The sequence below is a fragment of the Lelliottia sp. GFLA7 genome (genome assembly GCF_056490165.1).
The window spans coordinates 41,029-54,661 of record NZ_JBWLAQ010000002.1 but is presented as its reverse complement, the minus strand read 5'-3'; the positions used below and the strand labels follow the sequence as shown (position 1 = coordinate 54,661).

Sequence of the window (13,633 nt, the reverse complement as noted above, 5' to 3'; positions counted from 1 at the left end):
CGTGACCGGTGTTAGTTGCTGGCGGTTTTCATCGGTTGTTCTGGCTTTTTATCGTTACCGGGAATGTACGGGCTCCACGGCTGAGCACGTACCGTTGCATCGGTCTGCCAGACCACGTTGAACTGGCCGTTACCTTCGATTTCCCCAATCATCACCGGCTTATGCAGATGGTGATTGGTTGCGTCCATGGTCAGCGTAAAGCCTGACGGCGCTTTGAAAGATTGTCCGGCCATGGCGGCACGCACTTTATCCACATCCGTGGTGCCAGCTTTCTCAACCGCCTGCGCCCACATATGGATCCCCACGTAGGTCGCTTCCATCGGATCATTCGTTACGACGGTGTCGGCGTTCGGCAAGTTATGCGCTTTGGCATAGGCTTTATAGGCCGCGACAAACGCCTGGTTGGTTGGGTTATCAACTGACTCAAAGTAATTCCACGCCGCAAGGTTACCCACCAGCGGTTTGGTGTCGATGCCGCGAAGCTCCTCTTCACCCACCGAGAACGCCACCACCGGCACGTCGGTCGCTTTTACGCCCTGGTTTGCCAGTTCTTTGTAGAAGGGAACGTTGGAGTCGCCGTTGATGGTCGACACCACCGCCGTTTTTCCGCCCGCGGAGAATTTCTTGATATTGGCGACAATGGTCTGGTAATCGCTGTGACCAAACGGGGTGTAAACCTCTTCGATGTCTTTGTCCTGCACGCCTTTCGAATGCAGGAACGCGCGCAGAATTTTGTTGGTGGTACGCGGATAAACGTAGTCAGTGCCCAAGAGGAAGAAGCGTTTAGCACTCCCGCCGTCTTCACCCATCAGATATTCCACCGCCGGGATGGCCTGCTGATTTGGCGCGGCGCCAGTGTAGAAGACGTTTGGTGACATCTCTTCGCCCTCATACTGCACCGGGTAGAACAACAGCCCGTTCACCTCTTCAAAGACTGGCAACACCGATTTTCTGGAAACCGATGTCCAGCAGCCAAAGACCGCCGCCACTTTGTCCTGGCTGAGTAACTGACGGGCTTTTTCAGCAAACAGCGGCCAGTTTGATGCGGGGTCAACCACCACCGGCTCCAGCTTTTTGCCCAGCACGCCGCCTTTGGCGTTGATTTCATCGATCGTCATCAGCGCGACGTCTTTAAGGGGCGTTTCAGAGATCGCCATCGTGCCCGAGAGCGAATGCATGATCCCAATTTTGATGGTGTCAGCAGCTTGCACACCAAAACTCATTCCCATAGCCGCCACGGAAGCCGACAGCGCAAAAGCTTTTAACAAGGTACGACGATGCATATTTTCACTCCTGAAAAGAAAGCTGTGCGAATACGTCCGTTACGGCGTGGACGCAGAAAAAGCAAAACGTCTTTGACAGGATTAGGCAGAGCAAAAAGAGTGCCAGAACAGAAAATAATCGCTTTTTTAGCGTGTTATCGAGAAACAGTGAGAAGCTGAAAGGAATGTAAGGCGGGAATAACAGGAGCGGAACGACTCAGAATGGCACAGCGCTGCATTATAAAAGTGCAACGCTGTGCGGGAAGGATTACCAGACGTCGGCGGCGATTTGCGTCACCAGACGAACTTTATCCCACTGTTGGGTTTCGCTCAGGCTGTTGCCCTCTTCCGTGGAGGCAAAGCCGCACTGAGGACTCAGGCAAATCTGGTCTTTTGCCACATATTGCGCGGCCTCTTCCAGACGCGCTTTGACGCCCTGCGGATTTTCCAGCTCGCCATTTTTGGTGGTGATCAGCCCCAGAACGACCTGCTGTTTCCCGGGACGGACAAACCGTAACGGCGCAAAATCACCACTGCGATCGTTATCGTATTCAAGGAAAAAGGCATCGACATTCACCGTCCCGAAGAGAATTTCAGCCACGGGCTCGTATCCGCCTTCAGAAATCCAGGTCGAGCGGAAATTGCCGCGACAGACATGCAACCCGATGGTCAGGTCGTCTGGTTTGCCTTCCAGGGCTTTGTTCAATACGCGGGCATAGGTCAACGCCAGTTGGTCTGCATCATCACCGCGCTCGCGAATCTGGCGACGCTGATCGTCGGAACACAGGTACGCCCAGACGGTGTCATCCAACTGCAAATAGCGGCAACCTGCCTCATAGAACGCATGAATCGCGTCGCGCCAGGTTGTTGCAAGGTCATCAAAATAGACGTCCAGATCCGGATAAACGGTCGCATCGATATCTTTACGGCCACCGCGGAAATGCAGCACGCTCGGGCTGGGAATGGTCATTTTCGGCTGGGCGTTACCACTGATGCTTTTCAGATAGCGGAAATCCTCAAGCATTGGATGATCGCCAAAGCCTAATTTACCGGTGACGCGCACGCCGTGCGCTTTGGTCTGTACGCCGTTAAATTGAATGCCCTGACTGGAATCGTAGCGCTCAACGCCCTGCAAACCATCAAAGAAGTCGAAATGCCACCACGCACGGCGAAATTCGCCGTCAGTCACCACATGCAGGCCGCAGGCGCACTGTTGCTCAACCACGTGACGAATCGCGTCATTCTCGATATTACGCAGCGTTCCGGCGTCGATTTCGCCGCTGGCGAATTTGAGTCGCGCCTGCTTGATCGCATCAGGACGTAAAAAGCTGCCTACTACATCGGCGCGGTACGGGGCGTGTTGTCTTTGCATGGTTTTCTCCTTAGCTGCCCGCAATTGATTGCAGACAGTGATAATTCATCAATTGAAGCTTTAGACTTCTGGATGGCTATATGTCCAAAAGATGTCATATCACTGCCGCGACGGCAACCGAGAAAAATTCATGTCAGATGAATTTTATTCATCTTGAGGGCGTTCGTCAGAGGCAAACGCAAAATGTTCATCTTCCCAGCCCGTGATGCCGCCAATCATGATTTTGACCGGCAGACCGAGTCGGGACAGTTTTAGCGCAGCTCTGTCCGCTCCGTTGCAATGCGGCCCTGCGCAGTAGACCACGAACAGCGTACCCTCTGGCCATTGCGCCATGGTTTCGGCATTGATGGCGGACCACGGCAGATGAATTGCCCCCGGCAAATGGCGACGCGCAAACTGCTCAGGCTGCCCCACCACGTGCAGTAACACAAAGTCCTGTTCCTGCTGCGTTATGGCGTGGTGTACATCGGCACAGTCGGTTTCGACGCTCAGGCGGCGCAGAAAATGGGCGACAGACTCCTTCGGGTCTGCAGCGGGAAATTCAGTGACGTAACTCATGGCGCTTTCTCCTGTTGGGCGTTTGTGTTAACAGTACTTTATCCAGAAATTCAGCCAGTGAATGCCAGCGGTCATGCCAGAAAACAACAAGAAGATGACAAAGTTACGACAGCCCCCATCACCACGCGTGGTGGTACTGGCCTATGACGGGCTCTGTACTTTCGAATTTGGGGTGGCGGTGGAAATCTTCGGCCTGCCGCGCCCTGAAATGGGCGATGACTGGTATCGTTTTGCCGTCGCGGCGGTAGATAAAGGCGAACTTCGGGCAACCGGAGGGATTAGGGTGCTCGCGGATGGCGATCTGTCGTTGCTCAACACTGCCGACCTGGTGGTGATCCCCGGCTGGCGTGGCGTTGACAAAATCGTTCCCGCTGAATTATGCAATGCTCTGCGTGACGCCCACGCGCGAGGCTGTCAGCTCTTGTCGATTTGCTCAGGCGTTTTTGTCCTTGCGGCTTCGGGATTGCTGAACGGACGCAATGCCACCACGCACTGGCGGTACACCGAGACGCTAAAGACACGGTTTCCTGACATTACCGTGGTGGAAGATGTGCTGTATCAGGATGAGGGCGACATTCTGACGTCTGCGGGCAGTGCCGCAGGGATTGACCTGTGTTTGCATGTAGTCCGTCGCGATTATGGAATGGAAGCCGCCAATCATGTGGCTCGCCGTTTGGTTATTCCTCCGCATCGCGATGGCGCACAAACGCAGCTGATGCGTCGTCCGGTCGCCCAATTAAGGGAAAGTGAACGGCTCGGACAGCTTTTTGATTTCCTGCACCAGCACCTGACCGTCAGTCATAGCGTCAGTTCATTGGCCGCGCGCGTCGGGATGAGTCAGCGCACTTTTTTACGTCGTTTCGCTGATGCCACGGGGACGACGCCAGCGCGCTGGATGCTCAACGAACGTCTGCTGCGGGCAAAGGATTATCTTGAAACGAGTCGGCTGAGTATCGACAGTATCGCGGCGCAGACAGGGTTCGGTCACGCCGCCACTCTGCGACACCATTTTCGGCAACATTTTGCCCTCTCGCCCGCGCAGTACCGCAAGCAGTTTCTCGTCGTCAGCGAATAGCAAAAAAAGGAATTTCAGGCAAAAAAACCGCCATTATCTGGCGGTAAATGCTTGCATGGATAGATTTGTATTTTGTTATCTACGTTCCCGGTATTCCATACCAGGTTGCGGATCGTAATAAACCTAACACCCATACCTTCAACAAAGGTTAAACAACGTCGCGGTCTAATGTGGCGTCAGGAAAGTTTTTCAGGATGCCGCAATAAGCGTTTTACTATTAATTTGCAGATATTGCATCAGCCCTTGTCCGGCACTTTGTTTAGCATAACCATTTACAGCCTCAATATAATAAGGCCGAGCGACACCATAAGGCGCGCGTCCCGCCGGGTAAACCATAAACTCAAATTTTATGCTCTTCGCGGAAGAGAGACAATTCATCGCCCAGGCATCATCGTTTATTTTTTGGCTTTGACATGATACCCGTCCGTACTCACTGGTCAGATAAGAGCTCACCCGCTCCTCCGCTGCTTTGAGGTAGTCTGGCTTGTTGCTGTGGAGAGTATAGCCAATGGTGGCGAGAGCAATGGCTGCAATCCCAGGGATTACAGCGGTAAATAGTTTGTTCATTTAAATGGATAATCCATGATTAATACATATAAAACAAATCGCCTCGCCATTATTACCCCTCAGACCCAAAAAGGAAATAATTATTTGGCATTCGTTCTTTTTCAACGTTGTACTATATGACACGCGCATATTAATAGATGTCGCGATCATCTATTTCAGTTAATAACAACAAATAATATAATCCTGTATCGCGTATTATATTTGTTGAAATATAACTCACGTCGTATATTTTCTGCACAACACTCAGATTGTAAGGCTGTACTGACAAATTATTTGCGATAAATTTCACTCCCGAATAGTAACTCAAGGTAACTATTGGCATTATGGCCGCAAAATGTGATGCGGTGATGAGATAATGGTAAAAAAAATGTTATCAATGATACTGTTAACCTGTGCGCTTTTTTCAGGTCAGTTGATGGCAGGACATAATGGGCATGAATTTTTGTGGGTAAAGAACGTTGATCATCAGCTCCGTCACGAAGCTGATAGCGATGAACTCAGATGTGTCGCAGAGGAGTCAGCAGATGGCTTGCGCGAACATCACCACTGGCAGAAGTCGCGCAAACCCGATACCCACTTTCTGTGATTAAACGCCCTTGCGCTTCGGCAGGGTTTTCATCAGATCTTCGGGGCTAACAGAGGCCACAACGCTTCCCGGTTGTGGCATTTTGAAGATGTGATTTTTCATTTTGCCAATCACGTGCATTTCGCAGGGACGGCAGTCAAATTTCAACGTTAACACTTCATCACCATTCACCAACTGCATAGGTGTGGCCTTCCAGCTTTTGATATTACCCTTCGCCTGTTTTGGGCACAGGTTAAAGGCGAAGCGCAAACAGTGCTTGGTGATCATCACCGGCACATCGCCCTTCTCTTCGTGCGCCTCATACGCCGCATCAATTAATTGCACGCCGTAACGATGATAAAACTCGCGCGCTTTGTGGTTGTACACGTTCGCCAGGAATGACAAATGAGAATCCGGATAAACCGGCGCAGGGACAGACACCGCTTTGCGGCTCCCGCGCGGGTAATTGGCCAGGCGCGCTTCATCAAGCATTTCTGCGGTTTCGCGGCGGAACTGGTTAAGCTGGCTGTTCGGCACGAACAGTGCGTCCGGCAGCGTTAGCGTAATGTCGCGGGCGTAATAGATCGTTTGTCCCAGCTTCGCCACGCCGTCTTTCAGGCTGTTCATCGCCTTCTCTGCGTTATTCGCCACCTCAAACTGACCGTCCAGGGTATGGGTCACGCTCACGCCATCTTCACTGGTCATGGTCAGGATCAGCTGTTCTTCCCAACCACCCAGCTCAATATCCACCGCAATACGACGTTCACTGGAGGTTTTCAACAGCGCCTGCTGCCAGTTATGGTCGAGGTTACGGTTAAGCGCAGCATTCGGGCGGGCTTTGTACAGATCCGCAGGCATTTCGTTCGGCCAGACGCGATACTGATTCTCACCCGTTTTCTCGACGGTATTGGCGCGGAAACCGACGATTTCGCGTTTGATCATCACGTTCAGCCCGTCACCGTTAGCCAGCGTTTCGGTCACTTTTACGTCCAGGTGATCTTTGGATACTTTTAACACTTCACCCACCGGCAGGCCGATAAATTTCGGCGAATCAAACGCACCGATATCGTCTTTACGCGCATTCACAAAGTAATCCGTGCTGCCGCGGTGGAACGTTTTATCCGTGGACGGAATGAAGAAATGTTCGGTACGGCCAGCAGACGAGCGCGCCAGGTCGCCACGATCTTCAATAATGGCGTCAAGCATCTGGCGATAATGCGCGGTGATGTTCTTCACGTAGCTCATGTCTTTGTAGCGACCTTCAATTTTGAAGGAGCGCACACCCGCATCGATGAGCGCCGCCAGGTTTGCCGTCTGATCGTTGTCTTTCATCGACAGCAGATGTTTTTCGAACGCCACGACGCGGCCCTGATCGTCTTTCAGCGTGTAAGGCAAACGACACGCTTGCGAGCAATCGCCACGGTTGGCGCTGCGCCCGGTCTGCGCATGGGAAATATTGCACTGGCCGGAATACGCCACACACAGCGCACCGTGGATGAAGAATTCAATGTTAGCGTCAGTGGCCTGGTGAATGTCGCGGATTTGATTCAGATTCAGCTCGCGCGCCAGAACGATCTGGGTAAAGCCTACGTCAGACAGAAACTTCGCTTTTTCAACGGTACGAATATCGCACTGGGTACTGGCATGCAGTTCAATCGGCGGAATATCCAGCTCGAGCACGCCCATGTCCTGAACGATCAGCGCATCGACGCCGGTCTGATACAGATCGGTAATCAGGCGTTGGGCGGGTTCAAGTTCATCATCATGAAGAATGGTGTTCAGGGTCACGAACACTTTTGCACCAAAACGATGGGCAAACGGCACCAGCTCCGCAATATCCTGCAGGCTGTTGCTGGCGTTATGGCGAGCGCCAAAGCCAGGGCCGCCGATATAGACCGCGTCCGCACCGTGAAGAATCGCTTCACGGGCGATGGAGGCGTCGCGAGCCGGGCTTAAAAGTTCAAGATGATGGGATTGCAGGCGCATACTTCGTCGTTATCCGTTATGGTCAAAATGGCGGCTATTGTAGTCAGAAGTATGCGACAGCGAAACAGTTTTGCGTAGGGTTAGCGGGGATAGTGGATCAAAGAGTGAAAATGCACTGTCTGGCTACTGCTGTTGCGGTACGCGTGGGGTTTATCACCCGCAAAACGCACGCCCGAATCCGCTAAAATTGTGCGCCAGTGGCCCTCGATACACATCTCCAGCTCGCCGCTTATCACCACCACATGTTCAACAACGCCCGCTTCATGCGGCGTTGACTCACTGAGAGCACCCGGCGCAAGCGTGATCGAAAAATGGTCAAACTTAAGCGTGTCATCCCACGGGAATAACGGCTTTACCACCATCGTCTGCTGCTGCGGATCAAACACCGGTTGCGGCTGCTCTTCTGGGGAGATAAACGCGGAAAAAGGCACGTTCAGGCCCGTGGCGATTTTCCACAGCGTCGACACCGTCGGGCTGGACTCATTACGCTCGATTTGCCCGAGCATCGCTTTGGATACGCCCGTCTCATCGGCGAGTTTTGATAAGCTCCAACCCCGCGCCTGACGCTCTGTCTTTAAGGTTGTCGCAAGATGTTGAGTGATAGTCATAATGCCTCCCGTTGCAGGCAAGTGTACCACTTGTACGCTATAGCGCACAGTGCTACATTACCACGGACGCTATAACGCACAACGGAGTCACAATGCGTAATCCCTCTTCACTTTTCCCAGCCGTATTAGCCGGATTTGTCGCAGTGCTGGTGGGCTATGCCAGTTCCGCGGCCATCGTCTGGCAAGCTGCTGCAACGGCAGGCGCGAGTTCACACCAAATCGCAGGCTGGATGACCGCACTGGGTCTGGGGATGGGCGTTAGTACGCTTGCGCTTTCACTCTGGTATCGCGCCCCAGTTTTAACAGCGTGGTCCACGCCTGGCGCGGCTCTGCTCGCCACCAGCCTGCAGGGCGTGACGCTGAGTGAAACCATCGGCGTGTTTATTTTCGCTAATGCGCTGATTCTGCTCTGCGGACTGACGGGGCTGTTTGCCCGACTGATGAAGATTATTCCCCACACTCTCGCGGCGGCGATGCTCGCGGGTGTATTGCTGCAATTCGGATTGCAGGCGTTCAGTCATCTGCAAGACCATTTCCTGCTGTGCGGCAGCATGCTGCTGGCATGGCTCATCGCGAAGGCCATCATACCGCGCTATGCGATTGTCGCCACGCTGGTCGTGGGTGGATTTGTAGCCGGGCTGGGAGGTGACATTGTCACAGATAAACTCATGTTCTCGGTGGTGATGCCGGAGTTTATTGCGCCTACATTCACGTTCACCACCCTGATGAGTGTTGGGCTGCCCTTCTTTCTGGTGACGATGGCCTCTCAAAATGCGCCCGGATTCGCCACGATGAAAGCCTCCGGCTATCCGGTTGCGGTTTCCCCATTGATGATTTTTACGGGCGGATTGGCCCTGCTGTTCTCACCGTTCGGCGTATATTCGATCTGCATCGCCGCCATTACGGCAGCCATTTGCCAAAGCCCTGATGCTCATCCGGAGGCCAATAAGCGCTGGTTAGCCGCCGCCGCGGCCGGAGTATTTTATCTGCTCGCAGGCATTTTTGGTGGCTCGATCACCGCGCTGATGGCTGCGCTGCCGCTGAGCTGGATCCAAACCCTGGCCGGGCTGGCGCTGCTGGGCACGATGGGGGGAAGTTTGTTTCAGGCGCTCCAGCACGAAACCGAGCGCGATGCTGCGCTGGTGACGTTTCTGGTGACGGCCAGCGGCGTGACGCTGTTAGGGATTGGTTCGGCGTTCTGGGGGTTAATCGCGGGCGGCATCTGTTATGCCGTATTTTCACATTTTCGCCGCGCGTAGCTGCGAAGGCGTGCGCCCCGTCGTCGCTTTAAACCGGTTGCTGAAATGACTCGCCGAACTGAAGCCGCAGACCATGGCGATATCCGTTAACGGCTGCTGGGTGAACTGGACCAGCGCTTTTGCTTTTTCCATTCGCTGATGCATAACGTATTGATGCGGCGCCATCTTCATCGACTGGCGGAACATGCGCGCGAAATGGTATTCACTTAATGACGCCACCGCCGCCAGTTCCGCTAACGTCAACGGCTGTGAGAGATGGCTATCAATATACTCAACCACCGTTTTTAGCACGAAGGGCGACAGCCCGCCCGTCACTATCGGCAACTTCCACTGCACGCTGGAATAGTGCTGGATCAGATGGGTCAGGAGTAACGTGCTGGCGGTGCTTAACGTCAGCTGATTGGCGGCCTGCTGCCAGTCGCAGCCCAGCAAAAACTGACGGTACAGCATGGCGATTTTAGGGTCGCTGGCGAAGGTCTTTTCATCCAGCGCAATCGACGCCGGGCTTTTGTCCCAAATCTGCTCGCCAATGCCCCGCAAATGTTCATCGGTGCAGTAAAGATGCACAAACGACAAATCATCACGGATATCCCAGCTTGATTCGCTCTGCTCCGGCATCAGGCAAAAACGATCCGGCCCACCGCCGTTTTTCCAGCCGCTGGCGGTTTTATGGTAGCTCTCGTAGCCATCCGCGACATACAGGCTCAAGGTGTGATGGTTGCTTTTGACCGTGACGGTGTCGTGCTTGTTAAACCACGCCGCCAGTTGAATGCCAGAGTTGAGCGCGACCGTTTCCCGCAGCACGGCATTTTGTTGGCGAAGCGTTTCGAAAGTGTCGTAGGCGCGGGACATAACCGTCATAAGCTGGCAATTAAACAGATCGTTAGTCTATGAAGTGTTGCCCGTTGATGCCAGCGGTGACGCAATAAAAAAGCGCAAGATTTTGCAAGTCAGCCGCAAGATGCTGACAGCGCGTCAGCCCAACGCAGGTGACAATCCGCCTTTGCCGTTTGATAAGAGATAAAAATGAACGCATTGTTATATGGCCTGGTCGTGCTTATCTGGGGAACCACCTGGATTGCCATTTTCCTGCAACAAGGGCCGGTGGCCGCACCGGTTTCCATTTTCTGGCGCTTTGCCGTGGCCAGCGCCACCATCATGATAGTTCTGCTGGCGCTGGGTCGCCTGCGCAAAATGGTGTTGCGCGATCACCTGTTCTGTATGGTTCAGGGATGCTGCGTGTTCTGCTTCAACTTTTGGTGTTTTTACACCGCGGCGGCGTATATCAACACCGGGCTGGAGTCCGTTATTTTCTCCATGGCCGTGCTGTATAACGCGATCAATAGCTTTATTTTCTTCGGGCAGCGCCCACCTGCACGCTTCGGGTTCGCGGCTGTTCTGGGCATGCTCGGCATCATCACCCTGTTCTGGGACGATCTGCTGGCGAGCGGCTGGAGCCAGGAACTGTTGCTCGGTATCGGCCTTTCCGCGTTGGGAACGTACGGGTTTTCATTGGGAAACATGATCAGCCTGCGCCATCAGCGCAACGGTCTGGAAACGCTGACCACCAACGCATGGGCCATGACCTACGGGACGCTGGTTATGGGAGGCATCGCGCTGATTCGTGGCGATAACTTCGCGCCTGAATGGACGGTGAGCTATATGGGGGCCCTGCTGTATCTGGCCATTTTTGGTTCGGTTATCGCGTTCGGGGCTTATTTTACGCTGATCGGGCGGATTGGTGCCGGGAAAGCAGCGTACAGCACGTTGTTATTCCCGCTGGTCGCCTTGTCCATCTCGACAGTTTATGAAGGTTACGTCTGGCATGTGAACGGTATTGCCGGAATAGTGCTGATCCTGACCGGAAATATGGTGATGTTTACGAAACCGGAAACCTGGTTCAAACGGTTACGGATGGCGTGAAGCGTAGAGATATCCGGCCTGCAGAACAGGCCGGATGAGGATTTATTTTTTATTTTTGACGTCAAACATGGTGGCATCCGTCGCCATGTCATCCACAACTTTCTTCAGCGTTGCCAGAGTCATTGGTGAGTTTTCGTTATTCAGCTCACTGCCTTCGCCTTTACGAACCACTTTGATGACCGGTTTACCAGTGGCAGCGTCAATCAGCTCACCTTCAAAATAGAGGTGAGTGTCCATGGTACGGTGGCCTGACGCCATTTGCGTCCCGGCAATGACCAGCGCAACTGGCACCACTTCATAGAATTGCAGACCTTCTTTCTTCGAGCTCACACCGGTTACTGCGCCACGGAAGATCAGGCTGCGTGGGCCAGGTGTTGCCACAAGGGGCTTATGTTGCGCCATTGCCGCTTTCATTTTGGTATTCGTATAAGCCAGCAGGTCATCAAGTAATTTCTGACCAATTTGAGTCGTTGGCTTAGGGACCGGATAATAGGTAATTGGGTTATAAACAATGCTGTCGTATTTAGACGGGTCATAAGAAGGATCAACCCAACGTAACGTCGGTTTGCCTGTTGCAGATGTTGTTTCCTGCAAGCCGGAATAATCTTTTAAAAAACCCGAATATTGATCGGGTTGCGCCACTTTCGACGCACAGCCCGCTAATGCCAGCAAGCCAGAGAGCACTGCAACTTTAAAAAAAGCTTGAGTACGCATGATGGTAAATCCCTGTTATATGCAGATATGCATTTGAAGTTATAGCAAAAGACTGGGGAGCGTGTAGTGCTAAATAATGCCGCAGAGAGCACAAATTGAGAAAAGACTGCCCGGCGGGGTGCCGGGCAGTGATTTATGGTGACTTAATATCCACTTGCCAGAACAGATGTTTGCCAAACGGGTCAATTTCATAACCCGTGACTTCTTTTCTCACCGGCTCAAAAATTGTTGAGTGCGCAATCATCACCGCAGGCATTTGGTCGTGCATCATTTGTTGCGCCTCTTTGTAAAGCGCCGCACGTTTATTCTGATCGGTTATCGATTTTGCTTTAGCGATGATTTTATCAAACGGTTGATAGCACCATTTCGCCGAATTTGAACCGCCATTCGCTGAAGTACAGGTAAATAGCGGGCCAAAGAAGTTATCCGGATCGCCCGTTGCCGTTGTCCAGCCCATCAGCGCCGCCTGATGTTCACCGCCCTTCACGCGCTTGAGATATTCACCCCACTCATAGGTGACGATTTTAGTCTGCACGCCAATCTTCGCCCAATCGGCCTGGATCATTTCAGCCATCCTTTTTGCGTTCGGGTTATACGGACGCTGCACCGGCATAGCCCACAAATCCACGGTCACGCCGTTGGCAAATCCGGCTTCTTTCAGCAACGCTTTGGCTTTTTCAGGATCGTATTCGTAATCTTTCAGCTCGCTGTCTGCGCTCCATACGCCCGGTGGCAGCAGGTTTTTCGCCGCCGTTCCGGTGCCGTGGAAGACCGCATCAATGATCGCGGGTTTGTTAATCGCCATCGCCAGCGCCTGACGCACTTTCACATTATCCAGCGGAGGTTTTTGCGTGTTGAAGGCCAGGAAACCCGTGTTTAACCCGGCTTTACTCATCAGGTTAATATCTTTGTTGGCCTTCATGCGCGGCAGTTCAGCAGGATTCGGGAATGGCATCACCTGACACTCATTCTTCTCCACTTTGGCGTAACGCACGGACGCGTCCGGGGTGATGCTAAACACCAGATGATCCAGCTTTGATTTGCCCTGCCAGTATTCCGGGAACGCGGTAAAGAGAATGCGCGAATCTTTCTGATACTGCGCCAGTTTGAACGGCCCGGTTCCGATAGGATCCATATCCACTTTTTCCGGCGTACCGGCTTTCAGCATCGCATCGGCGTATTCGGAGGACAGGATCGAGGCGAAATACCACGCCAGGTCAGCAACAAACGGCGCTTCAGGGTGAGCCAGCGTGAAGCGCACCGTGTGATCATCGACCTTGTCGATGGCGGTGATCAGGCTGCCAAACTCCAGACTTTCAAAGTTGGAATAGCTGCCGTTCGAGACGTTATGATACGGATGATTGACGTCTTTCTGGCGCATAAACGAGAAAATCACATCGTCGGCGTTAAAATCACGCGTCGGTTTGTAGAATTTATTACTCTGGAATTTCACACCTTTACGCAGATGGAAGGTATAAACCTTTCCGTCTTCGCTCACGTCCCAGCGCTCTGCCAGACTCGGCACCAGCTCAGTTGTGCCGGGTTTAAAATCCACCAGCCGGTTATAAACCGGCACAGCGCTGGCATCCACGCTGGTGCCAGAGGTATACAACTGAGGATTGAAGTTTTCCGGTGATCCTTCGGAGCAATACACCAGCGTTTTGGCCGCGACGGTGGAACTGACCGTCAGTGCGGCTAAGGCCAGGGCTAAAGTTGTCAGTTTGCTATTCATTGTGTTTTCCTG

The 13,633-nt window shown here is 53.1% G+C and carries 13 protein-coding genes; 4 read left to right on the top strand and 9 right to left on the bottom strand.

What is annotated here, in order from left to right; all coding sequences use genetic code 11:
* Window positions 1-11: 11 nt before the first annotated feature.
* The 3 genes from urtA to AC07RN_RS05695 form a co-directional block, all read right to left on the bottom strand.
* On the bottom strand, window positions 12-1,283 hold the full coding sequence (gene urtA / locus AC07RN_RS05705; RefSeq protein WP_235135589.1) for an urea ABC transporter substrate-binding protein: 1,272 nt from the start codon (window positions 1,281-1,283) through the stop codon (window positions 12-14).
* Window positions 1,284-1,530: 247 nt separating this feature from the next.
* Window positions 1,531-2,634, bottom strand: a complete 1,104-nt coding sequence (locus tag AC07RN_RS05700; RefSeq protein WP_407437544.1) for a cobalamin-independent methionine synthase II family protein — start codon at window positions 2,632-2,634, stop codon at window positions 1,531-1,533.
* Between the two features lie 144 nt (window positions 2,635-2,778).
* A complete protein-coding gene (locus AC07RN_RS05695; RefSeq protein ID WP_478335834.1) occupies window positions 2,779-3,192 on the bottom strand; it encodes a rhodanese-like domain-containing protein in 414 nt (137 codons plus the stop codon).
* A gap of 73 nt (window positions 3,193-3,265) precedes the next feature.
* Between AC07RN_RS05695 and ftrA the strand changes: the two genes are divergently transcribed.
* Complete coding sequence (gene ftrA / locus AC07RN_RS05690; RefSeq protein WP_478336273.1) at window positions 3,266-4,267, top strand: transcriptional regulator FtrA; 1,002 nt, start codon at window positions 3,266-3,268, stop codon at window positions 4,265-4,267.
* Between the two features lie 189 nt (window positions 4,268-4,456).
* Here ftrA and AC07RN_RS05685 read toward each other — a convergent pair whose 3' ends face one another.
* Complete coding sequence (locus tag AC07RN_RS05685; RefSeq protein WP_478335833.1) at window positions 4,457-4,834, bottom strand: hypothetical protein; 378 nt, start codon at window positions 4,832-4,834, stop codon at window positions 4,457-4,459.
* 355 nt (window positions 4,835-5,189) lie between these two features.
* Here AC07RN_RS05685 and AC07RN_RS05680 point away from each other — a divergent pair, with 355 nt between their 5' ends.
* Window positions 5,190-5,420 (top strand): DUF2554 family protein, encoded by a 231-nt coding sequence (locus AC07RN_RS05680; RefSeq protein ID WP_478335832.1) that lies wholly within the window; start codon window positions 5,190-5,192, stop codon window positions 5,418-5,420.
* Here the strand turns inward: AC07RN_RS05680 and AC07RN_RS05675 are convergent, their stop codons facing one another.
* Together AC07RN_RS05675 and AC07RN_RS05670 are read right to left on the bottom strand one after the other, a co-directional pair.
* The gene (locus AC07RN_RS05675; RefSeq protein ID WP_478335831.1) at window positions 5,421-7,385 is read right to left on the bottom strand and encodes a peptidase U32 family protein; all 1,965 of its coding nucleotides are present in this window, start codon (window positions 7,383-7,385) and stop codon (window positions 5,421-5,423) included.
* Window positions 7,386-7,465: 80 nt separating this feature from the next.
* Window positions 7,466-7,993: a helix-turn-helix domain-containing protein gene (locus tag AC07RN_RS05670; RefSeq protein WP_478335830.1), complete on the bottom strand. Its 528-nt coding sequence runs from the start codon at window positions 7,991-7,993 to the stop codon at window positions 7,466-7,468.
* Window positions 7,994-8,064: 71 nt separating this feature from the next.
* Between AC07RN_RS05670 and AC07RN_RS05665 the strand changes: the two genes are divergently transcribed.
* Entirely contained in the window at window positions 8,065-9,252 is a 1,188-nt protein-coding gene (locus AC07RN_RS05665; protein ID WP_478336272.1) for a benzoate/H(+) symporter BenE family transporter, read from the top strand.
* Here the strand turns inward: AC07RN_RS05665 and AC07RN_RS05660 are convergent.
* Window positions 9,232-10,104 carry a helix-turn-helix domain-containing protein gene (locus AC07RN_RS05660; RefSeq protein WP_478336271.1) on the bottom strand — a complete coding sequence of 291 codons (873 nt, stop codon included), beginning with the start codon at window positions 10,102-10,104 and terminating at the stop codon, window positions 9,232-9,234. The genes AC07RN_RS05665 and AC07RN_RS05660 overlap by 21 nt on opposite strands.
* A gap of 174 nt (window positions 10,105-10,278) precedes the next feature.
* Between AC07RN_RS05660 and AC07RN_RS05655 the strand changes: the two genes are divergently transcribed.
* The gene (locus tag AC07RN_RS05655) at window positions 10,279-11,175 is read left to right on the top strand and encodes a DMT family transporter (protein ID WP_478335829.1); all 897 of its coding nucleotides are present in this window, start codon (window positions 10,279-10,281) and stop codon (window positions 11,173-11,175) included.
* A 42-nt stretch (window positions 11,176-11,217) separates the two neighbouring features.
* Here the strand turns inward: AC07RN_RS05655 and AC07RN_RS05650 are convergent, their stop codons facing one another.
* Window positions 11,218-11,889, bottom strand: a complete 672-nt coding sequence (locus AC07RN_RS05650) for a DUF3313 domain-containing protein (RefSeq protein WP_012017369.1) — start codon at window positions 11,887-11,889, stop codon at window positions 11,218-11,220.
* 133 nt (window positions 11,890-12,022) lie between these two features.
* A complete protein-coding gene (locus AC07RN_RS05645) occupies window positions 12,023-13,621 on the bottom strand; it encodes an ABC transporter substrate-binding protein (RefSeq protein ID WP_478335828.1) in 1,599 nt (532 codons plus the stop codon).
* Window positions 13,622-13,633: the final 12 nt, after the last annotated feature.